Source organism: Rubripirellula lacrimiformis, from assembly GCF_007741535.1.
GTDB classification, from domain to species: Bacteria; Planctomycetota; Planctomycetia; order Pirellulales; family Pirellulaceae; genus Rubripirellula; species Rubripirellula lacrimiformis.
This window is the reverse complement of record NZ_CP036525.1, coordinates 650,126-676,018: the sequence shown is the minus strand read 5'-3', so window position 1 is coordinate 676,018 and position 25,893 is coordinate 650,126. Positions and strand designations below refer to the sequence as shown.

Annotated in this window: 17 protein-coding genes; 5 read left to right on the top strand and 12 right to left on the bottom strand. The window is 55.7% G+C overall.

The genetic code is table 11. The features are described from left to right. The first annotated feature begins 4 nt into the window (after positions 1 to 4). The 4 genes from K227x_RS02410 to K227x_RS02395 all read left to right on the top strand — a co-directional run bounded on the left by K227x_RS02410 (position 5) and on the right by K227x_RS02395 (position 8,149). Positions 5 to 2,410, top strand: coding sequence for a plasma-membrane proton-efflux P-type ATPase (locus K227x_RS02410; RefSeq protein WP_145167907.1), 2,406 nt, complete (start codon positions 5 to 7; stop codon positions 2,408 to 2,410). A gap of 151 nt (positions 2,411 to 2,561) precedes the next feature. Then, positions 2,562 to 3,698, top strand: a complete 1,137-nt coding sequence (locus tag K227x_RS02405; RefSeq protein ID WP_218933714.1) for an HlyD family secretion protein — start codon at positions 2,562 to 2,564, stop codon at positions 3,696 to 3,698. Next, positions 3,695 to 5,992 carry an ABC transporter permease gene (locus K227x_RS02400; RefSeq protein WP_145167905.1) on the top strand — a complete coding sequence of 766 codons (2,298 nt, stop codon included), beginning with the start codon at positions 3,695 to 3,697 and terminating at the stop codon, positions 5,990 to 5,992. Before K227x_RS02405 ends, K227x_RS02400 begins: the two co-directional genes overlap by 4 nt. A gap of 96 nt (positions 5,993 to 6,088) precedes the next feature. Then, positions 6,089 to 8,149 (top strand): glycogen debranching protein, encoded by a 2,061-nt coding sequence (locus K227x_RS02395; protein ID WP_145167904.1) that lies wholly within the window; start codon positions 6,089 to 6,091, stop codon positions 8,147 to 8,149. An 83-nt stretch (positions 8,150 to 8,232) separates the two neighbouring features. Here K227x_RS02395 and glgC read toward each other — a convergent pair whose 3' ends face one another. From glgC to K227x_RS02380, 3 genes are all read right to left on the bottom strand, one after another. After that, entirely contained in the window at positions 8,233 to 9,594 is a 1,362-nt protein-coding gene (gene glgC / locus K227x_RS02390) for a glucose-1-phosphate adenylyltransferase (RefSeq protein ID WP_145167903.1), read from the bottom strand. Positions 9,595 to 9,916: 322 nt separating this feature from the next. Then, complete coding sequence (locus K227x_RS02385; RefSeq protein ID WP_145167902.1) at positions 9,917 to 10,306, bottom strand: response regulator; 390 nt, start codon at positions 10,304 to 10,306, stop codon at positions 9,917 to 9,919. Then, complete coding sequence (locus K227x_RS02380) at positions 10,303 to 13,374, bottom strand: PAS domain S-box protein (RefSeq protein WP_218933713.1); 3,072 nt, start codon at positions 13,372 to 13,374, stop codon at positions 10,303 to 10,305. Before K227x_RS02380 ends, K227x_RS02385 begins: the two co-directional genes overlap by 4 nt. Before the next feature lie 332 nt (positions 13,375 to 13,706). On the opposite strand from K227x_RS02380, the gene K227x_RS02375 reads away from it, so the two are divergent. Next, entirely contained in the window at positions 13,707 to 15,059 is a 1,353-nt protein-coding gene (locus K227x_RS02375) for a sigma-54-dependent transcriptional regulator (protein ID WP_145167900.1), read from the top strand. Between the two features lie 158 nt (positions 15,060 to 15,217). Here K227x_RS02375 and K227x_RS02370 read toward each other — a convergent pair whose 3' ends face one another. The 9 genes from K227x_RS02370 to K227x_RS02330 all read right to left on the bottom strand — a co-directional run bounded on the left by K227x_RS02370 (position 15,218) and on the right by K227x_RS02330 (position 25,845). After that, positions 15,218 to 15,952, bottom strand: a complete 735-nt coding sequence (locus K227x_RS02370) for a DUF542 domain-containing protein (protein ID WP_145167899.1) — start codon at positions 15,950 to 15,952, stop codon at positions 15,218 to 15,220. 157 nt (positions 15,953 to 16,109) lie between these two features. Further along, positions 16,110 to 17,336 carry an ABC transporter permease gene (locus K227x_RS02365; RefSeq protein ID WP_145167898.1) on the bottom strand — a complete coding sequence of 409 codons (1,227 nt, stop codon included), beginning with the start codon at positions 17,334 to 17,336 and terminating at the stop codon, positions 16,110 to 16,112. Beyond that, positions 17,333 to 18,487 (bottom strand): ABC transporter permease, encoded by a 1,155-nt coding sequence (locus K227x_RS02360; protein WP_145167897.1) that lies wholly within the window; start codon positions 18,485 to 18,487, stop codon positions 17,333 to 17,335. Before K227x_RS02360 ends, K227x_RS02365 begins: the two co-directional genes overlap by 4 nt. After that, the gene (locus K227x_RS02355; RefSeq protein WP_218933712.1) at positions 18,484 to 20,496 is read right to left on the bottom strand and encodes an ATP-binding cassette domain-containing protein; all 2,013 of its coding nucleotides are present in this window, start codon (positions 20,494 to 20,496) and stop codon (positions 18,484 to 18,486) included. The genes K227x_RS02360 and K227x_RS02355 overlap by 4 nt, the downstream gene beginning before the upstream one ends. After that, entirely contained in the window at positions 20,475 to 21,584 is a 1,110-nt protein-coding gene (locus tag K227x_RS02350; protein WP_145167896.1) for an HlyD family secretion protein, read from the bottom strand. The genes K227x_RS02355 and K227x_RS02350 overlap by 22 nt, the downstream gene beginning before the upstream one ends. Before the next feature lie 372 nt (positions 21,585 to 21,956). Beyond that, on the bottom strand, positions 21,957 to 23,546 hold the full coding sequence (locus tag K227x_RS02345) for a TolC family protein (RefSeq protein ID WP_145167895.1): 1,590 nt from the start codon (positions 23,544 to 23,546) through the stop codon (positions 21,957 to 21,959). 305 nt (positions 23,547 to 23,851) lie between these two features. Next, positions 23,852 to 24,151 (bottom strand): BON domain-containing protein, encoded by a 300-nt coding sequence (locus K227x_RS02340; RefSeq protein WP_145167894.1) that lies wholly within the window; start codon positions 24,149 to 24,151, stop codon positions 23,852 to 23,854. A 324-nt stretch (positions 24,152 to 24,475) separates the two neighbouring features. Then, entirely contained in the window at positions 24,476 to 24,787 is a 312-nt protein-coding gene (locus tag K227x_RS02335) for a hypothetical protein (RefSeq protein WP_145167893.1), read from the bottom strand. A 176-nt stretch (positions 24,788 to 24,963) separates the two neighbouring features. After that, positions 24,964 to 25,845 carry a universal stress protein gene (locus tag K227x_RS02330; protein WP_145167892.1) on the bottom strand — a complete coding sequence of 294 codons (882 nt, stop codon included), beginning with the start codon at positions 25,843 to 25,845 and terminating at the stop codon, positions 24,964 to 24,966. Positions 25,846 to 25,893: the final 48 nt, after the last annotated feature.

The window sequence follows — 25,893 nt, the reverse complement described above, 5'->3', positions numbered from 1 at the left end:
CCCGATGAACGCACCGAACAAAACCGCACCGATGGATCTAACGCAGGCCGAAGCCGAGCGGCGTCTCGAAAAATTCGGTCCGAACGAACTGCCGGAGAAAAAGACCAGCGTATTCGTTCAGCTGCTGTCCTATTTCTGGGGTCCGATACCGTGGATGATCGAGATCGCCGCAGTGCTTTCGTTAGTCGTTCAGCACTGGGCTGATTTTGCGATCATCAGTGTGCTGCTGATCGTCAATGCGGCGGTCGGATTTTGGGAAGAGTTTCAAGCCGGCAATGCGATCGCGGCGTTGAAATCGCAACTGGCGTTGGAAGCTCGCGTCAAACGCGACGGCCGCTGGACGAACGTGCCCGCGCGCCAACTGGTGCCCGGTGATTGGATTCGGTTGCGGTTGGGTGACATTGTTCCGGCCGATGCAGACCTGATGGGCGGTACCTCGGTGGACGCCGACTCGGTGGACAGCGAATCGGTGGATGTGGATCAATCCGCGTTGACGGGCGAGTCGTTCCCGGTGACGCGAAAGCCGGGCGAAACCATCTATTCCGGTTCGATCATCAAACAGGGCGAGATCGATGCGATTGTTTCCGCAACCGGCAGCGAGACGTTCTTCGGCAAAACCGCCAAGTTAGTCGAATCCGCCCAAACGACCAGCCACTTTCAAAAAGCGGTTCTAAGGATCGGAAACTTTCTGATCGCGATCGCCGTCGTCATGGTCACGCTGATCTTATTGGTGGCATTGTTCCGTGGTGATCCGATCACCGAGACGTTGCAATTTGCGTTGGTGCTGACCGTCGCGGCGATTCCCGTCGCGATGCCTACGGTTTTGTCCGTCACGATGGCCGTGGGCGCGAAAACGCTGGCTCGCGGACAAGCGATCGTCAGCCGACTGGCATCGATCGAAGAACTTGCAGGCATGGATGTGCTGTGCAGTGATAAGACCGGAACGCTAACACAAAACAAACTCACCCTAGGCGACCCGTTCCTGATGGACGGCATCACCAAAGAAGAAATTTTGTTAGCCGCCTGCCTGGCATCTCGAGCCGAGAACAAGGATCCGATCGATGCGGCAGTCATCGCAGGCTGCCAGGACATTCCAACTTATTCCTATCAAGTCGAACACTTCCAACCTTTCGATCCCGTTCACAAGCGAACCGAAGCGTCTGTGCATGCCAGCGACGGGGGTTCGTTCAAGGTGACCAAAGGTGCTCCCCAGGTCGTGCTGAGCTTGGTCCCGAACGCGGACGCGATTGGCCAGCAAGTTCAATCCGCAATCGATAGTTTTGCCAAGCGAGGGTTCCGCGCCCTTGGTGTGGCCCAGTACGACGAGGTCAACCAGTGGCGGTTCCTCGGTGTGCTGCCCATGTCGGATCCACCCCGCGAAGATTCCAAATCAACCATTGCGTCGGCTCAACAAATGGGATGCGACGTAAAAATGGTCACGGGCGACCAGCTGGCCATCGGGCGTGAGATCGCAAAGCAACTGGATATGGGTGCGAACTTGATCGACGCCGAAATTTTCCAGGGCACCAGCTATCAAGAATCGTCTCGCGTCGACGACATGATCGAGGCGGCCGACGGGTTCGCGCAGGTCTTTCCCGAGCACAAATTCCACATCGTCGACGTGCTGCAAAAACGCGGCCACATTGTGGGCATGACGGGTGATGGCGTGAACGATGCCCCGGCTCTGAAAAAGGCCGACTGTGGGATCGCGGTTTCCGGCGCGACCGACGCCGCCCGCGCCGCCGCCGACATTGTGCTGATGGCACCGGGGTTGTCGGTAGTCATCGATGCGATCCAAGAGGCTCGCATGATCTTTCAACGGATGAACAGCTATGCGATCTATCGCATCGCCGAAACCATCCGCGTGTTGTTGTTCATGACCTTGTCGATTCTGGTGTTCAACTTCTACCCCGTTACCGCGGTCATGATCGTCTTGTTGGCTCTGCTGAACGACGGCGCCATCCTGTCAATCGCCTATGACCGGGTGCGATGTTCGAAAACTCCCGAACATTGGGACATGCGGACGGTGCTGGGTGTCGCCAGTGTGCTGGGGCTTGCCGGCGTTGCCGCCTCATTTGGATTGTTCTATTTGGCTGAACGCGTCTACCTGGTCGATCGAGAAACGATTCAATCGTTGATGTATTTGAAACTTTCGGTCGCCGGCCACCTGACCGTGTTCGCAACCCGAACGCGTGGCCCATTTTGGTCGATCCGCCCGGCCAAGATCTTGTTCCTGGCCGTTTTGGGGACGCAGGCGATCGCAACCCTGATCGCCGTCTATGGGATTTTGATGGCACCGATCGGATGGAAAGTGGCAGGACTGGTTTGGGGCTACGCCCTGGCTTGTTTCTTAGTGAATGATGTTTTGAAACAAATCGCCTATCGAATGTTGGGGCAAACCCAGGAGTAACTCCACCAAGCTCAACCGTACTGTCTGCATCGTCGCTGGCTGCTTACCAATGGCCCGATAACAGTTTGATTTCGGTAAGATGCAGTCTACGTTCCAGGTGCTCTATCAGCATGATCCTTCCATTGGCCCCCGCGACGAAGACGCAAGTATCATGACCAAGCGATTTCCTTTGCTGGTACTCGGGGTCATTATCCTGCTGCTTCTGGTTTTCTATAGCAAATGGTATCCCGAACCCGACCGAGTATCGGGGTTCATCGAGGCCGACGAAATCCGGCTTGGTTCGCGTGTTGGCGGCCGCGTCGCACACGTTTACGTCACGGAAGGTGAAACCGTTGAATCCGGCGCGAAACTGATTGAGCTAGAACCATTCGATCTATTGGAACAGGAAGCGCAGTTACAGTTTTCGCTGGCGGCCCGCGAGGCCGACTACAAGAGAATCGAATCAGGCTACCGTGTTGAAGAGAAGGCTCAGGCGAAATCAAAACTGGAACAACTGCAGGCCAGAGTGGACCTGCTGAAGGCGGGACCGCGGCAGGAAGAGATTGAAGCCGCGCGGGGGCGTTTGACATTGGCAGAGGTTCAAAAATCACTCGCTGAAAAGACATCCACCAGGCTGACAAAACTATCGCAAGAGGATGCTATTTCGAGACAGGAACTCGACAACGCCAACGAGGCTGTTCAGGCTGCGACTGCAAACGTTGTGGTTCGGCAACAAGAACTGAACCTGTTGGAAGCAGGCACCCGAATCGAAGAAATTCGTGAAGCCACTGCACGCGTCGAAGAAGCCCGCCAAGCTTGGCAGTTGATGGAACATGGCTATCGCATCGAGGAACAGGAGCAGGCAAAAGCCGCTCGAGACGCCGCCCACGCGGCACTCGAAGCGATCCGCCGACAGAAAGAAGAGCTCAGCATCCAAAGCCCGATCGCCGGGGCTATCGAATCGCTGGATCTACAGCCTGGCGACATCGTGGCGTCCGGTGCGCCGGTGTTGTCGATGTTGGACAAGAACAATCTTTGGGTGCGTGCCTATGTGCCGCAGAATCGCGTCGGCATCAAGGTTGGGCAACGCGTACGCGTGACAGTCGATAGTTACCCGAACCAACCGTTTACGGGCACCATATCGTTCGTCGCTAGGAAGGCAGAATTCACGCCCAATAACGTTCAGACATTGGAAGAAAGGTCGAAACAGGTCTTTCGCATCAAAGTGGCGATTGAAAACCGCCACGACATGCTGCGACCGGGGATGATGGCCGATGTCTGGCTTCACCCGTTGGACGATGGACAATGAACCAGCCCATCATCGATGCCCGATCATTGTCACGTTCATTCGGTTCGCTGGTGGCCGTTCAGGACGTTTGCTTTCAGGTTCAACAAGGGTCGATCTTTGGATTGCTTGGTCCCAACGGCAGCGGAAAGTCAACGATCATTCGCATGTTGCTGGGAATTCTCCCGCCCAGTGGCGGTGATGCCAGCGTGCTGGGACTTGATATCCGCAAGGACGCTGAACGCATCAAGCCACGCGTCGGATACATGTCCCAGCAGTTCAGCCTGTATAGCGATCTGTCGGTCCAAGAGAACCTAGATTTCTACGGACGCATCTACGGGCTTGATCGAACACGTTTGGCAGACAGACGCGAAGAAGTGCTCGGCCTAACCGGGTTGGGAAACCGATTGCCACAATTGGCCGGAACTCTTTCAGGTGGTTGGAAACAGCGATTAGCGCTGGCTTGTTCGTTGATTCACGAACCCGAGGTTCTGTTCCTTGATGAACCGACCGCGGGAATTGATCCGGTTGCAAGACGACACCTTTGGGACCTGCTGTTCGAGTTGTCGGGACGTGGCGTCACGCTGTTCGTCACCACTCACTACATGGACGAAGCGGAACGGTGTTCCGAGGTTGGCTACATCTATCAGTCGCGACTGCTAGTGCTGGGCAAACCGCATCAACTGAAACAGCTTCCCGAAGTCAATCCCGCGGGTACACAGCGGTATGAAATTCGACTGCCTAGTCCGGCCAAGTACCTCGCTGCGCTGCGACAAGTCCCAGAAATCCACGATGCGACGCTGTTCGGCGAAACCATCCATCTGCTGATGGACCAATCCAGGTCGCCGGAGCAGATCCTTGACCAACTAGACCTACCGCCTTCGGAAGACACGAGGGAAATCGCCCCCAGTTTGGAAGATGTCTTCGTCACACTTACCAGCAACGCCGAAAAACGAAACGCGGAAGGTGTGAATCCGGACGAAAAGTCGGATCACGCTGTCCAGACAGCCACGGTTGCTGTGTTAGCCGATAGACCGGTCGACGACAAACCGGTAGCCAACGCGGCGAAACCACCCATCCACCAGCAGAGTTCATCGGAACCAATCCGCACGACATCTTCCGACATGATCTCTGCCACTGGCAACCAGGCCCGGATCCACCGTGGTACATGGACGGGGCTTGGGGCAGTTTTGATCAAGGAACTGGTGCACATTCGCCGGCAACCAACCACGTTGTTCTTCATGCTGGTGATCCCAGCGATGCAGACGATCATTTTCGGCTATGCGATCGACACTCAAATTGAAAACATCCCGACCGTCGTCTTCAATATGGATGGCCGCCAGATGTCGCGGGAACTCACCGCAGCGTTTGAAAACACACGCCGCTTTCAGATCGACGGGCATGTTTGGGACGAAGATTCGTTTCAGCGATCCCTATCCTCTGGACGCGCCAAGGTTGGCATTCGCATCCCGCCCAACTACACCGACCAACTGTTGCGAGGTGAACAAACCAAGTTGCAAGTGTTGATTGACGGCAGCGATTCGCAGGTCGCCACGACGGCGCAAAGCACAGCACAACTTCTGGGCCTGAACCTGTCGATTCAGATGGCGACGGCCAAAGGCGAGGCGTTGCAGTTAGCCCCGGCTCGCAACGCATCCGGACAGAGCACTCTGCCAATCGAGGTGCGAACGCGAATGCTTTACAATCCGGACCTGGACAGTTCTCACTTCTTTGTCCCAGGATTGGTCGGGATCATTTTGCAACTGGTGACGTTGTTCTTGACATCGTTTGCCGTCGTTCGCGAACGGGAACTGGGCACGCTGGAGCAGCTATTCGTCACTCCCGTCGGTCGAACGGGGCTACTGCTTGGAAAGCTATTGCCGTACGCGATGGTTGGATTCGTATCTTTCCTGACCGTGTTGGTGGTCATGATCTACGTGTTCCAGGTCAACATCCGCGGCAGCATCACGTTGCTGCTAACCCTTTCCATGTTGTTCATGCTGTGTTCGCTGGCGTTGGGGTTGCTGGTTTCGACCATATCCAAAACTCAGCTCGAAGCATTTCAATTCGCGTTCGTCATCATGCTGCCATCGGTCTTGTTATCGGGTTTCGTGTTCCCACGCAGTGAAATGCCGCTGCCGATCTATCTGGTCACCTTTTTGATTCCCGTGACCTATTACATTGAAATACTGCGGGGCGTGGTTCTGCGGGGTGCGGACCTTTCCGACCTGATGCCATGGGTGCTGGGACTGACCATCTGCGGTGTGGTCGTCCTTTCCCTTAGCGTGTCCAGATTCCAAAAACGGTTAAGCGGATAGACGGCCACGTCGCGAACGTAGCGGCCCCGGGCCGCCCCAGCAAAAACATTCCGTCGAATCACTTCGGCTGCCGCAACACACCAAGAGCAATCCAAAATGAATCAATGGGAAAAGATCGAAGGCACGCCGTATCCGCTAGGGGCATATTGGGTCGCGGATGACAACGCGTTCAACTTTTCGTTGTACTCCAAGCATGCCGAAGCAGTGCACTTGTTGCTGTTCAGCAAGAGTGACGTGGTGCATCCGGTGTACGAGTATTCGATGGACTACTTAAAGAACAAGTCCGGTCCGGTTTGGCACTGCCGGGTCAACAAGTCCGACGCCGCGGACGCCGCTTACTACGCCTACCGTGTCGACGGACCGGCTCCCGAGGGAAGGTACAATTGGCACAGTTTTGACTTTGAAAAAGTGTTGCTAGACCCCTGTGCTCGCAGCGTCTATTTCCCGGACGGATTCAGTCGCCGCGCAGCATGTCGGCCGGGATCGAATGCAGGCCAAGCAGCGTTGGGCGTTCTGCCAACCGAACTGTGTGAATTCGATTGGCAAGATGTCAAACAACCTCGCCACTGCAGCGATCTGGTGATTTATGAATTGCACGTCCGCGGATTCACCCAACATTCAAACTCTGGCGTTCCCGATTCCCATCGCGGAACTTTCCTAGGCGTCGTCGACAAGATCCCCTACTTGGTCGACCTTGGCATCACCGCTGTTGAACTGATGCCAGTCTTTCAGTTTGATCCGGACAACGACAACTACTGGGGATACATGCCGCTGAATTTCTATTCGCCCCACCATGCCTATGCCAGCGATCCGGACGCTTGCTGCGTTCAGGCCGAATTCCGCACGATGGTTCGATCGCTACACGCCGCGGGCATCGAAGTCATCCTAGACGTGGTCTACAACCACACCTGCGAAGGCGACCACACCGGACCGACCTACAGCTTCAAGGGCATCGACAGTAGTTCTGCGTACATCATGACCGGTGACCCCAAGGCTCCGTTTGCGAACTACAGCGGCACGGGCAACACGATGCACACGGCCAATCGCGCGGTTCGTCGCCACATTGTCGACAGCCTGCGGTTTTGGGACAGCGAGATGCACGTCGATGGATTTCGCTTTGACCTAGCATCCATTTTCACTCGCCGCAGCGACGGATCGATCAACTTGGACGACCCGCCGATTGTCAGCGAGATCGGCACCAACGCGGACTTGACCAACAACCGCTTGATCGCCGAACCGTGGGACGCCGGAGGCGAGTTCCAACTTGGTCAAAAGTTTCCTGGCCAACGTTGGATGCAGTGGAACGCGCACTACCGCGACACGTTGCAGCGGTTTGTCCGTGGCGATGCCGGGCTGGTCGCCGAATTGATGACTCGAATCTACGGCAGCGACGATCTTTTCCCCGACGATCGTTTTCATGCCTACCAACCACCGCTAAGCATCAACTACATCACCTCGCACGACGGATCCACTCTGTACGATTTGGTGTCGTACAACAACAAACGCAACTGGGCCAACGGCCACAACAACATCGATGGTTCCAAAGAACTGCCTTGGAACAGTGGTTGGGAAGGCGACGAAAACGTACCGCCCGCGGTTTCTAAATTGCGCAGGCAACAAATCAAGAACTTCATCTGCCTGCTGATGCTATCCAATGGAACGCCGATGTTCCGCATGGGCGACGAGTTCTTGCAGACGCAAGGCGGCAACAACAATCCATACAACCAAGACAACGAAACCAGTTGGTTGGATTGGGATCGGCTAGCGGCCAATCACGACGTCCATCGTTTCGTCCAACGAATGATTGCGTTCCGTAAAAGCCATCCATCGATCAGTCGGTCAAGATTCTGGCGTGACGACGTCAAATGGTATGGAACGGGCCATTTAGTCGACATGTCGCCCACGTCGCGGCAACTCGCCTACGGTCTGCACGGAGCGTCACAAGACGACACGGACCTCTACGTCATGATCAACGCTGGCACCGAGTCCGCCGAATTCGGAATCCAGGAGGGGACGCCCGGGTCATGGCACCGCGTCATCGATACATCGCTGACCAGCCCAGAAGACTTTGCCGACACCACAGCCTATGTCGTCAACCAAACCACCTATTCCGTGCAATCACGATCCATCGTCGTGCTGTGCGCGGTAAAGCCTTAGCGTCCCCCGCATCGTCCGAACCGAATCGGACGCTGCGGGTACCAAGCGAGGCGAATCACGATCGTGATGGATGCAAGGGGCAATCAACGTGCGCAGCGCCGGGCGACTCGCGTCGACGAAGAACCCCGGTTGGCCATGTTCGCTGAAATGCCAATCGTCGCAAGTCGCTGATGTTGGCGATCCAGAATCAATGTTTCAACCGGTTCCGATTCGATACCATTCGACTTCGCCGCAAAGTCATAGTCTTTGGGGATCACGCTGATTCCATTCTTGGAAACCGTGAATCTGGCTTCGTCCTGTTTGCGATTTGCACCGATGATTTCGCCACCCGGAATGACCACTCCCTTGTCAACGATGCAATTTCGCAGGTGCGTCCCTTCACCGACCGTGACGTCATCCAACAAGACGCAGCGTTCGACGATTGCCCCCGAACCGATTTTGACACTGGGCGACAGCACTGAATTTTCAACCACGCCGCCCCGAACGATAACTCCGTTGCTAAGAATCGAATCTGATACCACCCCCGAGACACCGAAATCGTCCCGACAAATCCGCGCCGGCGGTGTGGGTAAGTCGTACTTGCGAATCGGCCAGCGTGGGTCATGCAAATCGAGTGGTGGACGGTCTTCCAGCAGGTCCATGTTGGCAAGAAAATACGAGTCGATCGTGCCAACGTCGCGCCAATAGCGATAGGCATTGCCGCCGGCGCCAAAGTGAAATCCGTAGACGCGGTGCGAATGAATTAGCCGTGGCAACAGATCATTGCCAAAGTCATGTGTCGAGTCCCGGTCGTCGTGATCTCGCTGGAGTTCCCGGCAAAGCATTTCAGCGTTGAATACGTAGATCCCCATCGACGCCAGCGATTGATCCGACGATCCCGGCATCGGCTGTGGATCGTCTGGTTTTTCATGAAAAGCATGAACACGACTGTCACCATCGACGGACATCACGCCAAACTGCCGAGCCTCTTCGAGCCCAACCCCCAAACACCCCACGGTAAGGTCTGCGTTTGTTTCGTTGTGCTGGCGAATGATACCGGCGTAATCCATGCGGTAAACGTGATCGCCCGACAAAACGACGACGTTTTTGGCTCTGCTGCGACGAATCAGGTTGATATTTTGGTAGATCGCATCGGCGGTTCCGCAGTACCAGGAATCCCCCGTTCGCTGCTGCGGCGGGACGGCGGTGATGAACTCGTTCATTTCCTTGTGAAAGATTGACCACGCGTCACGCAGGTGCTGGTGCATCGAGTTGGACTTGTACTGGGTCAGGACATAGACCTGACGAAGCCCCGAATGCAAACAATTCGAAAGAGTGAAATCGATGATCCGGTACTGTCCACCGAAAGGAACGGCCGGCTTGGCGCGATCGCGAGTCAGCGGTGCCAGTCGCGATCCAACGCCACCCGCCAGAACGAATGCAAGGTTCTCTCGTGATTTCAACATGTGTCAGTCCAGTGCAAGAATCCGGTCATACGATTGATACCAATCCACTACCGCATGCACCGTGCCATTGACTCAAATTTGCGTGGGACAACGTAAAACCACGACATTCCCGATCATAACGATCCCCGCAAAGCGTGCGATGCACACTGTGACCGCGCAGATACGTGCACAGAAACAATGCGACGCCCAATGGGGAACCGTGATCGATCCAGCACATCTCGTCTGCTGGCGCATTGTCCTCGGTCGACTTGATCGGCCATTTGCGTGTTCGCGGCAAGGTAGGTGGTTTGCGCCAATGCCGAAGTTGTTTCCCACCGCTGGCCTAGTCTTTCAAATGACAAGCGTTGTCGATGGCCCCTTTCAGGTCATCGATCGTGACGGGTTTGACCAGGTAGTCCACGATCCATGGTTTGTCTTTGGTCTGGGGTCGGTCGTGCGACGACATCACGATGACGGGCACCATGGAATCCAATTCAGTTTGGTGCCGTGCGATCTGTTCTGCGGCGGCCAAACCGTCCATCTCTGGCATCATGATGTCAGTGATGACCAAGTCGGTTTCTTCAGCCAAGCACAGCTGGACCAGTTCACGACCGTTGCAGGCCGCCCCCACCAAGCGGTGTCCTAGTCGTGGCAACAGCGCGGTGAAGTAGTCGCGAATGTCAACTTCGTCATCCGCAATCGCGATTCTCAGGGTTCGTGTGGGTGGCTTCATGGAAGTTTTCGAGGTAACACGAGAACAAACTCTGCCCCACCGCCAACACCGCTTCCTGCGGATATCGTTCCCCGATGGGCCTGAACGATCCTTAAAGCAATCGCCATGCCTAAACCGCTGCCTTTGGGCTTTGTGCTGTAAAACGCCTCGAACACCTTTTGCTTTTGCTCCTCGTTCAATCCGGGACCATTGTCTCGGACCGTCACGCGTAGCGCGGGCACGCGGGTTTGGTCGTTTTGATCCAACACAGTTTCGCGACAGTGGACGGTGATGCGAACAGGTTCGCGACAAGCTGCCAGCGAGTTTTCGAACAGGTTCCGGAAAACCTGAGCCAACCGAAAAGCATCGAACTGCCCCATCGAGCTGACGTCACCCGTCTTTTCGACTAATTCAGCGTCTCGATCACGATGCACGTCGTCGATCTGATTCCATGCTTGTTGCCAGATACTCGCCAAACTGCAAATACTGCAATCCAGTCGTAGTGGAGACGCATAGCCGTGCAGTTCTTCCAACAGACGTTGCAGATCAGATTTGGCTTTCGTGATTCGTGAAAGGTCCTTGTGGGCGTCGTCGTCTTCGTCCATCGTGAATCCGAGCATGTCGACGCCGACCTGGATTCGCTGCAACGCATTGCGGCTTTCATGAGCGATCGCCGATAGCATTTGCCCAACAGCGGCAAGCCGTTCGGATTGCACCAGTTTTTCGCGGGCGTCGTGCAGATCAGTGATGTCCGACACGAACCCTTCGATTGCCACCCAATCGCCCTGTTGCGAAAAGATCGCCTGGCCCTTTGCCGAAACCCAACGCAGGTCGCCTAATCGATGTCGAATCCGATGGACAAAATCGAAAGACTGTCGTTCCGCCAAACTTTGTGTGACCGTAGCGGAGACACGTTCAAATTCGTCGGGCGGAATCAACATCCTGGCCGAGGTCAGTTCGGATGCCGAATAGCCAAACACTTCCGAACATCCATCACTCAGAAATTCAAAGGTGAAGTTATCGTCAACCGAGCAACGGAACGCCGCACCTGGAAGGTTGCTCATCAACGTGGACAGCTTGCGTTGGCTCTCCCGAATCGCAGCTTCGGCGTGTTTTCGATCAGTGATATCGCGAACCAGACTTAGATAGCCCAGCGGCTTTCCCGAATCATCTCGAATGATCGTTCCGACCAGTTCACCCGTGAACACATCGCCGTTCTTCCTCCGCCAATCGACCTCGACGACTTCCACATTTTCCTTTGCCGTCGGGTTGAATCGCTGTGCACCTTGATGCTCGTAGTCCGCGGGGTCGGCATACAGAACAGCAGCTGACTGCCCGATCAACTCTTCGGATTCATATCCAAAGACCTGCTGCATTTTCTGATTGCAGTGCGTGAACTTTCGGTCCAGGTCTGAAAAGCCAAGCGCATCGGGCACTCCATTGACGATCGTATCAAGAAACGCGCGTTCACGAGAGATCTCACTTTGGGCCTGCACTCGCCGAGTGATATCGTTTTGCACGTCGACAAAGTGCCTCAGATTTCCATCCACATCTCGCACCGGCGAAATGGTCGACGAAACGTGGATCCGTCGGCCATCCTTGGCCAAGCGAATCGTCTCGAAATGGTCAATCCGTTCGCCGCGTTGAATTTTTTCGGTATTCGCACTCAATTCGTAAAGCCGGTCCTCTGGAACGAGCATCTGGATAGGTTTGCCAATCGCCTGCGCAGCCGTGTATCCGTAAACCTGTTCCGCACCCTGGTTCCACTTCTCGATGATGCCATCCAGGTTCTTCAGGATGATCGCGTCATTGGTCGATTCGACAATCGCAGCAGCATCGCGCAGCGACCTATCGGCGGCCGCGCGTTCGATGGCCAGAGCCGCCAACTTTGCCGCGTTCGATACAAATTCAAGATCACTTTCACTGGGACTTCGCGGTTCGCGGTAGTACATTGCGAACGTGCCGAGGATGCGCCCATCCGAATGCACGATCGGCTCGGACCAACAGGACCGCAGACCAGCTTGACGGGCGATGTCACGATCATTCACCCAGAATCGGTGCACGTCGATGTCATCGACAATCACACGCTTCCCCGTAAAAGCAGCTGTACCACAACTGCCAGCCTCTGGCCCCATCTCCATCCCATCACAGGCGTCACGGAAGAAATCCGGTAACCGACGGGACGCAGCATGTCGCAAACATTCGGACTTTTCATCCACCAACAGGATGGACCCGATCATCTCTGGACGCGACTGCTCGGCAACTTCGATCAACGTGTGCAGCACCGTCCCCAGCGGGTTACCTTGTGCCAAGGATTCCAGCACACGCGTCTGGCCACGCAAATCGTTCTCGATCCCCTTGCGTTTACTGATGTCGCGAACCACTCCCGCAAACAGACTATGCCCATCCACGCGAACTTCACTGACCGCAAGCGTCATCGGAAAGGTGGTCCCATCCTTGCGCCGGCCTTCGACATCTCGCCCCAGACCAATGATCTTCTTTTCGCCAGTTCGCAAGTAGTTTGCAATGTATCCATCATGGTTCGATGCGTACGACTCTGGCATCAACATCGCCACATTCTGCCCAACGATCTCCGACGTTTGGTAATCGAATAGCTGCTCGGTCGCTGGGTTGCAGGACTGGACAATGCCTCGATCGTCGATGGTGACAATCGCGTCGACGGCCGATTCGACGATTGCACGGGTGATCACGTCGTCCACATGACGCTGGTCGATATCGGTGCTGATCCCAAACCAAGATTTGATACCTCCATCGATGTCCATTGTCGGCGTCGACTGCAACTGGTGCCAACGATAGTTGCCATCGGCCATGCGGTATCGCAAATCAATTTCGTACTTCGTCAACGACTGTCCAGCGTCTTGCCAGGCGGCGACCGCGCGACCCCGATCGTCGCAGTGGATCACATCCATCCACCCATCGCCCTGTGCCTGCTGATGTGTCTGACCGGTCTGGTTGCACCACTGTTGATTGAAGAAATCGGCGAACCCATCTGGCCTACGCCCCCAGACCATCAAAGGCAGCGAGTCAGCAAACTGTCGAAGGTCATCGCTACAAGAAGAAGCCGGCAAGTCCATGTCTTTCGATTGATACAACGGAGGGGAGATGGGAATCCAGATTGCCAATGCCTGGTTGATTTCGGCTGGACATGTGACACGCCGGGTTCTTGAAGACAATCTGCGATCGACCGCTCCGGTTCCTCGCTCGGCATCCCGTTTGCGTCCTGATTCATTGCAACCAACGTACCACAGGCAAATCCACGATGAATGGATCCTGAAAGACACGCGGCCAAAGGAAACATCGCGTTCTTTCGCGAAATCAATCGTCAAGAATCGCGCACATTCGCACGATTAGGCGCGCACATTTGGGCACATCAGTGGCCTCAAGAATATCGACAGGAACCATGACAGAGACAATCGACATCCTTTTCGTTGACGATGAAGTCGAGTTCAGCGAAGGCTGCGCCCGCTGGTTCGAGAAAAAGGGACACCGAGTGGCCCAAACCACCAGCGGCCAGGACGGCATCGACCGATGTTCCAAGCACGATTTTGATGTCGCCATCCTGGATTGGAATCTGCCCGGATTGTGCGGCATCGAATTGGTCCAACGAATGCGCGAATCCAACCCCGACACGGAACTGATTGTGTTGACCGGGGAAGGAACCATCAACAACGCCGTCGAGTCGATGCGATTGGGAGTTTTCGACTTTCAAACGAAACCGTTTCCCATGGGAGACTTAGAACGGCGCTGCCTAGCCGCCGTCGACCGACGTCGGCTTCGAAAAGAAAATACACAGCTGCGCGAAGTCATCAGCCGTACCCAGAAACCGGCTAGTCAGATGATCGGAACTTGCGAATCGATGCATCAGCTAGGGCGTTTGATCGAACGAGTGGCCCCCACGGACAAGGCGGTGTTGATCCAGGGCGAAAGCGGAACGGGGAAAGAACTGGTCGCCCAAGCCATCCACGCGGGCAGCCCACGCGCGGACAAACCGCTGGTCACCATCAACTGTGCAGCGCTGCCAGAGAACCTTGTTGAAAGTGAATTATTCGGCCACGAAAAAGGTTCGTTCACCGGTGCTACGGCCATGAAGCCGGGCCTTTTTGAGGTCGCCGATCATAGCACGCTGTTCATTGACGAAATCGGAGAGTTACCGCTGGCACTACAGCCAAAGTTATTGCGTGTGCTTGAAGACGGTTCCCTACGTCGAATCGGATCGCACAAGGAGCGACGCGTCGACGTGCGAATCGTCGCGGCGACCAACCGCGACATGCCCAAAGAGGTTGCCGCAGGGCGATTTCGCGAAGACCTGTATTATCGCATCAACGTGATGGCTTTGGATCTGCCTCCGCTGCGGGAACGAGGTGACGACATTGGCTTGCTTGTCGACCACTTCCTCGAACAGGGCTTCGAACTTGACGATGATGTTCGACAGTCCCTGATCCAATATTCGTGGCCGGGCAACGTGCGACAACTGATCAACACGCTGCAGCGTGCTAGCGTCATGACGGACGACGGTCATATCACCATGGACGATCTCCCCCCTGCCCTACGAAATTCAGCACGTGGAAGCGAAAGCGACACTACGTTGCCAACCAAGGCACTGCCGGAGGTCGGATCTCTCGTTGCGCTCGAACGAAAACACATCACCGAAGTCTTGCATCGCGAAAGCGGCAACAAGACCCGAGCAGCCCGCGCTCTGGGCGTTGAACGCCGCAAACTCTACCGCATGTTGGCGAAGCACGGGATTCAGTAGCATCGCCGCGTGGATGCATTCAGCGGCGATTTCCCTGCGGATCCGACTCGAAGACCCATTTTCCAGCAAGTTACTGGAACATTTCACGCCCGATCGCCAACGCCCGATCGTTTCCAAGAGTGCCGCCTGATGGTTGCATCCAAGGGAAAATCAACTGATCAACCAACGTCCTGCCGTGCCAATTTCAGCACTCGCGGGAACAGAATGAATTCTTCTTTGTGGACATGATGGCGAACGTCGGCTTCGATTCGTCGAAGCAACCCCAATAACTGTCGATAAGCGGGACTTGCATCTGGTGGTTCAGCGTAGTTCCCCGATGCATCACGGGCCTTGCGTAACGCATCGCCGATGTCTTGGTGTTCGAATCCGATACGCCGAATCAACTTGGCGATCCCACGCCAATCACGCCCACCACCTTTGCCTTGGCTCTCCATCAGCCGAATGGCGGGAAACAACGACCGCTCCTCCTCCCGCATCACTTCCAAAGTCTCGTCTCTCCACGTTCCGAAAAACTCGTGAACTCTCAACAATTCAGGGTGGTCGTCGCCGTGACGTTCAATCACCGCGGCCAGCAATGAAGTGACCGTCGGCAGGGAGTTTTTCAGGAACGCGTGATGAGTCTGTTCAATGTTGTCGCATAGATCCGCTAGGGGTGCACGCAGCCAATCATCCATGTTCCCATCGTCAATGTGAGCAATGGTGCGTTGCAACAATGAATGAACGCGTAGTCCATCCAATCCGTTCCGGCGACAGACAACGTCCAGCGGTTCGTCACCGCTACCAAAGTAGTCGATCTTCAATGTCTCGAAGATTTGAGCCGTTTCCGGATGCTGGGCGACCCATCTTCCGATGGGTGATTGGTCGCTTAAATCTTCCGAATGCAATTCAGACATCGCTAGGCTCCTTTACTTAGAACCATGGCGTCCCAGATGTTGGGCTCGCATTTCATTTGGACGGCGTATCGAATTCCCATTTCAATTCTTCTTGGGGTGTTGGGGTGAATGGACGGATCTCGAATGGCGCAGAAATCAGGTCGCGATGCATGGGAGATCAGCCGAATTGTCGTCGAAAATAGCCCATACTTAGTCCGTAGATGGCGGCACCGAACAAGCCAATCGACAGGATGGAATCCCACAACAGCCCCACACCGGACCCTTTCAGCATGATGCCAAGGCTGGCGTCAATGTAATGGTGCAAAGGCGCCACCGCGCTCACCGCACGCAGAATCGCCGGCATATTCTCCGGTGGCGTCCAGGCCCCCGATAGAAACACCATCGGGATGAAAATCAAAGCGGTCAGCATTCCAACCTGGGCAAGGTTCCGAGCAATCGTAGCGAGCAGCATTCCGATCCCCGCGGTCGCAAAGACGTAGATCGCAGTCACGAACATGAACAACGTCAAACTGCCGCGAAACGGAACGCCAAAACACGGTTGCAGAATCAAATGAATCGTGATGAAAGTGCCCAATAGGATCACGCTGGTCATCGCCAGCACTTTGGGAAACATCATTTGAAAGGTGGACAGTGGCGAAACCAGTAACTGTTCGACCGTGCCGCGTTCTTTTTCTCGCGCCATCGCCGACGCGGGAAGCAGAATCGCAAACATCGTAATCACGTTCAGCATTTCGACGACGGACATGAACCACGCGTCGTTCTGATTTGCGTTATACCAGACACGGTGTTCTTCGCGGATGATGGGCGCCGCCTGTGCGTTCAAACCAATGCCTTCTCGCTGCATCGCAGCTTCGATCCCGTACTGTCCGACAATCTGTTCGCCGTAACTGGTCGCCAGAAACCCCAAGACAGGATTCGAGGTGTCAATCTGTAGTTGCACGTTGGCAGTTTCACCGGCCAGCAACGATTCCTGGAATTGAGGCGGAATGTCCAGCACCATCATTGCTTCCCCGCGATCAAGCAAATCGACGCTTTCGCCGTGATTGAGAACTTCGCCATCGATGCTGAACTGGGGCGGTCGAAACCGGTGGATCAATTCTCGCGAAGCGAAACTGTGGTCTGAATCATGAACCCACAAGGATGCGTTGCGAAGCTGCATGCTGACCCCTGACCCAGCCAGGAACACTTCTGCAGTGAATGCGTAGATCATGAACACGATCAGAATGCGATCACGATACAGTTGCAGATACTCTTTGATCGTCATCACGCGCATCCGATTCCACCACACGATAAATGTGCGGACGCGACGGGTGCGTTTGGTTTCGCTTGATGATTCGGTGTCCTGCGGCGGTACCTGCAGATTCCCTGACGATGCGTCGTTCATGTGGTCGGCCTCTTGTGGAACATCCGATATCCGATCGTCATCAATCCAACCGCGTAGACGGCCAAGACAAGCACGTCGACCCAAAGTTCCCGCAGGCCGACGCCCTTCATGAACGCACCAACAATGATGTTTGTGTAGTACATTGCGGGCAGTGCGTGAGCGGTCACCTGAGCCGTTTCACTCAGTGACGAGATCGGCACAATGACTCCCGAATAGAGCATTGATGGGATCACCGTCACAATGAACGTCACCACCATTGCGGCGACTTGGGTACGCACCAGAACCGAAACAACCAGTCCCAACCCCGTGGTGCAGATGATGTACAGCAGCGTCGCTGGAATGAAGAACAACAGGCTTCCCTTGAACGGTGCACCAAACATTTGAGTCGCGATCAGCCACAGGATCACTGCGTTGGCAGATGAAATCCCAACGTAGGGAATCAGCTTGCCGAACAGGAATTCCAGACGAGTGACCGTCGATGAGTAGATGTTGTAGATCGAACCGCGTTCTTTCTCGCGAACGATCCCCAGCGCCGTATAGAACGGAGGCGTCATCATCAGGATCACCATGATCAACCGCGGCGCCAGTGCCCAATCGCTTTTCATACTCTGGTTGTACAGATACCGCGATTCCAACTTCACCGGACGAATGGAGGTGACGGCTTGGGCGAGCGGAATCCCTCGTTTCTTTGAGATGAACGATGCGATCATTTCGCTAGAAAAGTCGGTGTTCATCGCCAGCACGTAGCCCTTGGTGGTCTGGGCACGAAACGGGAACGTTCCATCGATCAACGTTTGCACCACGACCGGGCGGCCGTGCAAAAGTTCCCGCTGAAAGTTCTCGGGGATAATGATGGCGGCGCGAATTTTGTTGTCTGCCAGTAGCGGTGGCAGATCATGACGATCCAGCGCATACCCTTGGAAGTCAAAGTAACGCGAGTCGATATAACGGTATGCATATTCGCGGCTGAGGTTGGTTCCGTCACGATCGACAATCGCCAACGGAATGTCTTCCACATCCAGCGACAACCCATAGCCAACCACCAGCATTAGCGACACTGGCACCAGGAATGTGAGCGCAAGGAACATCCGGTCGCGAACGATTTCTCGCCACTCTTTTGATGCAACGGCGGCAACGCGTCGAATGTTCACTTCTTCCCCTCATCCGCTTTCTCGAGGGCCAGGACACGGTTGACGAACACGTCTTCCATCGTCAACGGTTGTTCCGAAACCGCCAACACGTGAATGTCGTTGTCGGCAAGGACTTTTCGGACACGTTGCTCGGCTTGGTCGGGGTCGGGGGCAAGCAAGTGGATACGGTTTCCAAATAAGGAAACGCCTGCGAATCCCCCCGATTTCATCACATCCAACGCGGCAAGCGGGTTGTCGGTGGTGACTTCCAAAAGCTGGCCGGATTCTTCGCGAAGGCTGGCTTTGAGTTCCGTTGGCGATGCATCGGCGAACACCCTGCCCGCATACATCATCGCAATATGATCGCAGTGTTCCGCTTCGCTCATGTAGTGCGTGGTGACCAGAATCGCGACGTTTTCATTGCGAGACAGATCGAAAATGATGTCCCACAAACGCCGGCGTCCGATCGGATCAACTCCCGATGTCGGTTCGTCCAGAAACAGCACTTGGGGCCGGTGAACCAATGCGCAACCGATGGCCAAGCGTTGGCGAACACCCATGGGAAGACTTCCCGACAATGCTTTCTCGCGTCCCACAAGTCCGGCCATGTGGATGATCCAATCGGTTCGTTCCCGTGCCACCCGTCGTGAAAGCCCATAGATCCCCGCATACAGTCGAATATTCTCGACGACGCTTAGATCTTGATACAACGAGAACGCTTGGGACATGTAGCCGATTCGTTCCTTGATCGCTTGACCGGCACGACGCATGTCGGCGCCGGCGACTCGGCCCGTTCCAGCGGTCGGCGGCAGCAATCCGGTCAGCATCTTGATGACCGTTGTCTTGCCCGCTCCGTTGGCACCAAGCAATCCAAAGATCTCGCCTTGTGCAACACGAAAATTGACGCGGTCGACGGCTTTGAAGGTTCCAAACTGTCGCACCAAATCGTTCGCCTCGATGGCGAGCCCGTCGTCATGCCGAGCGTTGGATTGCGGAACCTGACTGGTGAATTTTGTTTCATCCTGGTCGGTCAATCCACGTCTTCGCAGCAACGCGATGAACACGTCTTCCAAATCGGGTTCCGCGACATGCATTTGCTGCGGCGAAAAGTCTGCGATGCGGGCGGTGACAGCGTCTTTGGCTTGTTGATCGTCTGCGTCATCGACGAAGACACGCAGCCACGGACCGACCGCTTCGGATTGAGGAAAATTCTGCTTCAACAATGCAAACGCTTCTGCCTGCGGTTCTGCCTTTGTTTGAACGATACGCCCCGGCACCAACGCCGCGATTTCGCTCGGCTCACCACGCGCGAGCACCTTGCCGTCGAACAACAGAGCCGCGTGGTGAAAGCGGGTGGCTTCGTCCATGTAAGCGGTGGACACCAGTGCGGTGATTTGCTCCTCGCGAAGTAACTGAGCCAGAATGCTCCAGAAATCCCGGCGGGACACGGGATCCACCCCCGTTGTCGGCTCGTCCAAGATGACCAGCTGTGGATGATGGATCAGACAACACACAAGCCCCAACTTTTGCTTCATCCCGCCCGACAAATTCTTCATGGCTCGGTCGCGAAACTTGTCCAGTCGTGTCATTCCCAACAGACGTTTCTTTCGCTGCTGAAGCACCTTGTCGGGAACCAGTCGGATTTGCCCAAAGAAGTCCACATTTTCTTCGATCGATAAATCCGCGTACAAGTTCAACCCCAAACCTTGCGGCATCAGACCGATACGGTCCTTGATCGCCTCGGCGGATCGTTCCGAGTCGACGCGTGTACCGAACACGTCCAGTGTTCCGCTGTCGTACGTCAGCACCCCGGCAACGGCCTTCATCAGACTGCTTTTCCCGGCACCATCGGGACCAATCAGCCCATAGATTTCACCACGTCCGATTTCCAGATCAACGCCATCGACAGCGACGGTGCTTCCATAGGACTTTCGAAACCCAGCGACACGAACGATTGGTTCGGGAACCGATGCCGAAGTGTGATCCAGGGGATCACTTCGGTTGACACCTACCATTGCGGTTTCGCCCACGGTGTGTCCTCCATCCACCGAATCACTGCGTCGGCTGGCAAACCAGGTGTCAGTTGATGTTCGGGATTTTCGTCCAAGTACAACTTCACGGCATAGACAAGTTTGACGCGTTCGTCGGACGTTTGAACCTCTTTGGGAGTAAACTCGGCACGCGAGGACACATACAGAACCTTGGCCGGGAACGGTTTTTCGGGATACGCATCGGTATGGATGCGAGCTGGCAATTGAAGACGCACATGGCCGATTTCAATTTCGGGCACGTAGACTTTCAAATACAGACGATCCAAGTTGACCAGGTCAAACAGCGGTGATCCGGCGGCAACGATTTCACCGGCGTCGACGACGCGAGTGGTGACAACGCCATCGGCCGGGGCCGTGATCGTCAAGTCGTCCAGGACGCTTTGGGCCTCGTCTCGAACGGCCTCGGCGCCAGCGACCTGGGCGGCCAAAGCCTCGATTTCTTGAGCCTTGGCGTGAACGCGGCGACTGCCCAAGTTCGCTTCGGCCAGTTGCTTTTCCGCACGCGTCAACGCGGTTTCAGCGACACGAACATCGTTTTTTGCGACTGTCCAAGCGAGCTGAGCCTCTTCGCCTTTGCGTTTGTCGATCGTTCCACGCGATGCCAAGTCCGTGAATCGGGATGCATCACGGGCCGATTGCTGCTCGGCGGCTTGTGCTTTGGCGACGACGGCCTTGGCGTGTTCCAAGGAAGCCTGCGCCGCGTCGATCATCAACGGCACCTCCTCTTTCAACAGGTCGAGCCCGGTTTGGGCAGCGCGGTGCTGGGCTCGAGCCGCTTCGATTGCTTGCTGTGCCTGTCGCAGCTTCGCTTTGACTTGCTCGCTGTCCAACCGGGCCAATACCTGGCCCGCCTTGACGCTGTCGCCTTCGCGAACAAGTAGCTGATTGATTTTGCCGGCAAACTTGCTGGCGACCGTGATATGGTCGCCTTCGATTCGACCGTTGGCTTGCACCAACCCCTCAGGCAACGGTTCGACCCGCCCCCAACGATCCCAAGCGTAATACCCGGCAAATGCGATTCCTGCGAACAGGAGCAGCATGAAAACACGTTTGAACAATTTCGCCATCGCGACGCATCCTGATTGCGGAAACCATCGCCGTTGCTCGATACGAAGTTGCACATGCGCTTCGCCCAGTGATTCATCTCGGTTGGAATCTTGGGGGTTTGCGTAGTGGATCGAATGAAGGACCCCTCGACGACTGGATCGTTCACAGAATCGACTCCCCCCCAAAGAAGTCCAACAACGAATGATGCACTGGTCTGGTCCGAGTACGACGAACAATGACCGTCTGATGCAGAACGCGTGCCGTTGTCACCATGGGGCAATCAGGGTCACTACCGCACACGTTATGGCGGCTTTTCGCCGACACGAGGAAACACCGCCGCCCACATGCGGGCAATGAGCGTATTTGCCCGGTCATTCAGAGCGGAAAGACGGCTACAGACTGCCGGTCGCACGATCGAGCGTCACGCGGGCGAGCGTGGCATCGTAGGTGGCTGCGAAATAGTTGTTGCGAGTTTCCGCCAACAACGTTTGCGCGTCGAGCACCTCGGTGTTCGTCCCAACCTCTTTTCGGTAGCGATCGAGAGCGACTTTCAGATTCTCTTCGGCCTGTTCGACTGACACTTCGGCGACTTTGATTCGATCATTCGCATTCTGCAGGTTCAGCCAAGCTTGCCGCACTTGCAGTGCGATCCGGCTTTCCAAGTCGCGTTTCAACCGAGCCAGCGCCGATGCCTGTTGCCTCAGCGAGGCTGCCTTATTGCGAGCGACTCCACCGTCAAACACGGTCCATTCGGCCAGCAGCGAGGCGGACCAAAATCCTTCGTGAGTTAAGTTATCGTTCTCCAGAAAACTGTAACCACCAGCAGCACCAACCTGCGGTCCGAGCGCCGCGAGTTCGCGTTTCGCTTGATGACGAAGCGCGTTGGATTTGTGGGCAACGGACTGCAATTCCGATCGTTGCGCCGTAGCGATCGCGACCAGTTCATCCGGACCAGCCTGAATGGGTAGTCCAGAAACCGCAATTTCGGAGCTGGTCGGTTGCGAAGTCGTCAGTTCGGCAAGCGATACGGGTGCATCCAGATTCCGTCCGATCAACCGATTGTAGGCGGCACTGGCAAGATCCAGTCCGTTGCTCGCTTGCAGATACTTGTCGCGAGCTCCGGAAAGGGTTGTCTTGACGGCAAGTACATCGCTGTTAGCGACCACGCCCTCGTCGAACAAGTCGCTGACGTCCACGAGGTGCTTTTCAAGTGTGGTGACGCTCAAGCGAGCAACCTCGACTAACTTTTCGGCTTTCAACACACCCACGTACGCCTGGGCAACTTCCATCTTCAGGTCGTGCGTTTCGGAACGTTCATCGAATCGCGATGCGTGCACATTGGAACAAGTCGCGTCGATCGTGCTGCTGATACGCCCGCTGGTGTACAGGGGGACCGATGCCAGCGTCGCGGAGGAAAAGAAGTCTTTCTCGCCAATCGGAAGTGAACCAAACCCGAGTGACGAGAGTCCAGGAATGTTGACACCAATCCCAGGCTCTCGATCCAGTGCCGTGTAGGAATTGAAGGTCCGCAGCGATGGGTTTCGCGCCGACTTGGCTGCTTGGTGAGCGTAGACGGCGGCCCCGGTCACATTGGCTTTGGATTGCAGTTTTTGATCGACCGCGACCGCCATCGCCCACGCGTCTTGCAGTGATTCGCCGCCCGATGATACGAATGGAGTGCTGTCGATCACGATTGGCATCGGTTCCTGTTCACCAACCCGATTCGCACCATTCAGCCCCGCTTCCCCAAGCGATCCCGAATCTGACGCGGTGGTGTTGCCGGCCGATGAATCGTCGGCAAAACCGACCAGGCTAACTGGCGACAAAAGATCCGCGGTTTCGACATCGTGGATCTGCTGCTGGGTTGCGGCGACTGGCCCGCTAGACGTTGGATTCATCGCCATACGATGGGCACTGGAACCAGCACATCCGGTAACGCCGACCAGCAATGCAGCAACGGTACTTTGATAACGTGAATGCATTCGTGAGATCCTGGACGACGCAGGTGGTGGTAGTTCGATGCCGCTTCGCCCTGCACACGGCAGGACCGAATTTCAACGACAGTTCGCGATATTCCTGCTTATCGTCACACCCGCCAGGAATGTTTCAGCCGGGTGATTCTGAGTGCGGTAACCGGCATCGCCGTTACAACACGAACCGCTCCAATCGCGATTACCCGAAAAGTCGACGTCGCCGGTGCATCGGAATCGTGACCGCTGCAGACGCAACCGTGGATCAGGGTGTAACCGCCGGGTTCAGGATCAAGCGTTCGAAACGCTTCCCGCGATCAGAAAGATGTCGTCGAGACCGTTTCCGATGGGTCGATGACGTGAATGCTGTTGACGACGTGGGTGACTCCGTCCACACGGCGAGCGTACTCTTGGGCCAACTGTTTCAGATAGTCACAGTCGACTTCGCCACGAAGTTGCAGCATCCCACGCTGATATCGGCAGGTCACACTGCGCAGAGCCGACGGTTGATGGATCGACAACTCGGCTCGAACACGCTGCTGGATTCTTTGTTCGCGGCCACGTGCGGCCAATCGACACTCATCTTTTCTGCGTTCAAGCTCAAGCAGGGCATTCATTCGCAAAACCAATGGTGTTGAGTTCAGTTTGACTGGAAACCAAAAGGATGATCACCGTCTCTCTTGCAATGCCTGTGCCGAAACAGGTCATCCGTGACTCAGTTGGTATTCCGCCCGGTTCACGGCATGCACTTGTGCATACGAACACAGGGTGACAGCGCGAGTGCGCAACGTCCAGATACGTCGTTCCAAGTCCAAGAGAGGCAAATGCCGAGTGACGATCGCGATGACGTCACGGCGGTCCGCATTGAGTCCCCATTGCCCTTTCGGATCGACGCGATGGCTACAGTCGCTTGAGTGGAACTGTCAAATACCGTGTGGCAGCTAGGCGTGAGCGTGCGTGAAAGTCGGCGGGTCGCTGGCGGGAAAACTTTCGTCCGATGCTTCGTCGATCATTTCTTCCTCATGCTTAAATCCGACGGCCCGCTCATCTTGCCACTGCACAGCAAGCCTTGACGCTGCGGCCGTTCGTTCCAGCAGATCGCGATAGCGTTGTGGGGGTGACTGCTGAGCAAACTGATCCGATTGACGCAGGAATTCGGCCTTCTCGTCGACATCCCTGGCGATCGACTCGGCGCATTTCCGAAGGCGATCGCATAGCCGGTCCCATTCGGACAGTACAAATGGATCTTTCATCGTTTTGCCTTTGATTGTTTGGTTGAACTTTATTTGCAGGCGGGCGCCGAGCAGTGCGGCGGTTCATTGGGGTAATGCAACTTCAGTGCCGAGCGGAAAAAGACAGAAATCGTTGACGAGTGTGCGGCTTCAGCACACCCATCCGCATCCCGCTGGCACAACGTCGATTCAGACGTTCACCCGTGCCGCGTCGGCGCGGGCGACTTCTCGGGGATTCGATTGCGTGTGACCCAAACGCTGCAAGGCGAGTGACGCAGTACAAAACTTGTCACGCTGCCAATCAACAGCCGTCCTAGAAAGCTGCGGTGCGTTTCGCCCACCACGACCAAATCACATTGGTGGTCTTCTGCAAAGACAACCAACCCCTCGCCCACGTGGTCGCTTTCGACGATGCGAGCGGTGGATCGAGGCGATGAATTGCGAAGTCGATCGACCGCTGTTTGCGCGGACGCTTGGGCTTCGCCACGCAGATCATCGGAATCAAGCATGGACGAGACAACACAGACGACGTCCACTTCTGACTGTTGGCCCCAATGGGTTTCCGCGAACTCTTCCACCGCGGCTTGCGATGGTCCGGTCTGTTGGAAACCAATGACGATACGCAGCGGGCTGCCGGAATCGCCACCGCTGCGGGGGCGAACGACCAGCACGCTGCAATGGGCATGTGTGGCAACAAAATCGCTTGTGCTTCCCAACAACATTCGTCGGATCGCCGATTTCCCTCGCGCGCCCATGACGATCAAGTCAGCCCGCTGCTCGGTCGCAAAGTGGACGATGCAATCGCCTGGGTCCCCTTCCCGCACGACGTGTCCAAGTTGGACGTTGGCACCTTCGAATATCTTTTCGACCTTGTGAAAAGTTTCGTTGGCAAGCGCCTTCTCGCCTTCGACAACCTTGAATTCCCAATCCGACAACGGATAGGCAGGATTGACGTGTGGCGATGGGATGACCGTCAACACGATCAGTTCGACTTGTTCGGAATGCGGCAGATGAGCCAAAAATTTGGCGGCATCTTCAGCAAGCTCCGATCCGTCTGTGGCCAGGATGACTTTCTTCATTGCAGATGATTCCTTTTGTGATCCCGCAATACACTGCAATCGAAGTGC

What these genes read in the sequence shown, in the direction of transcription:
- K227x_RS02335 (WP_145167893.1), bottom strand. Translation starts at nt 24,787, where the DNA reads ATGAAAGATCCATTTGTACTGTCCGAATGGGACCGGCTATGCGATCGC.
- K227x_RS02370 (WP_145167899.1), bottom strand. Translation starts at nt 15,952, where the DNA reads ATGTCTGAATTGCATTCGGAAGATTTAAGCGACCAATCACCCATCGGA.
- K227x_RS02345 (WP_145167895.1), bottom strand. Translation starts at nt 23,546, where the DNA reads ATGCATTCACGTTATCAAAGTACCGTTGCTGCATTGCTGGTCGGCGTT.
- K227x_RS02400 (WP_145167905.1), top strand. Translation starts at nt 3,695, where the DNA reads ATGAACCAGCCCATCATCGATGCCCGATCATTGTCACGTTCATTCGGT.
- K227x_RS02330 (WP_145167892.1), bottom strand. Translation starts at nt 25,845, where the DNA reads ATGAAGAAAGTCATCCTGGCCACAGACGGATCGGAGCTTGCTGAAGAT.
- glgC (WP_145167903.1), bottom strand. Translation starts at nt 9,594, where the DNA reads ATGTTGAAATCACGAGAGAACCTTGCATTCGTTCTGGCGGGTGGCGTT.
- K227x_RS02340 (WP_145167894.1), bottom strand. Translation starts at nt 24,151, where the DNA reads ATGAATGCCCTGCTTGAGCTTGAACGCAGAAAAGATGAGTGTCGATTG.
- K227x_RS02350 (WP_145167896.1), bottom strand. Translation starts at nt 21,584, where the DNA reads ATGGCGAAATTGTTCAAACGTGTTTTCATGCTGCTCCTGTTCGCAGGA.
- K227x_RS02375 (WP_145167900.1), top strand. Translation starts at nt 13,707, where the DNA reads ATGACAGAGACAATCGACATCCTTTTCGTTGACGATGAAGTCGAGTTC.
- K227x_RS02385 (WP_145167902.1), bottom strand. Translation starts at nt 10,306, where the DNA reads ATGAAGCCACCCACACGAACCCTGAGAATCGCGATTGCGGATGACGAA.
- K227x_RS02395 (WP_145167904.1), top strand. Translation starts at nt 6,089, where the DNA reads ATGAATCAATGGGAAAAGATCGAAGGCACGCCGTATCCGCTAGGGGCA.
- K227x_RS02410 (WP_145167907.1), top strand. Translation starts at nt 5, where the DNA reads ATGAACGCACCGAACAAAACCGCACCGATGGATCTAACGCAGGCCGAA.
- K227x_RS02405 (WP_218933714.1), top strand. Translation starts at nt 2,562, where the DNA reads ATGACCAAGCGATTTCCTTTGCTGGTACTCGGGGTCATTATCCTGCTG.
- K227x_RS02365 (WP_145167898.1), bottom strand. Translation starts at nt 17,336, where the DNA reads ATGAACGACGCATCGTCAGGGAATCTGCAGGTACCGCCGCAGGACACC.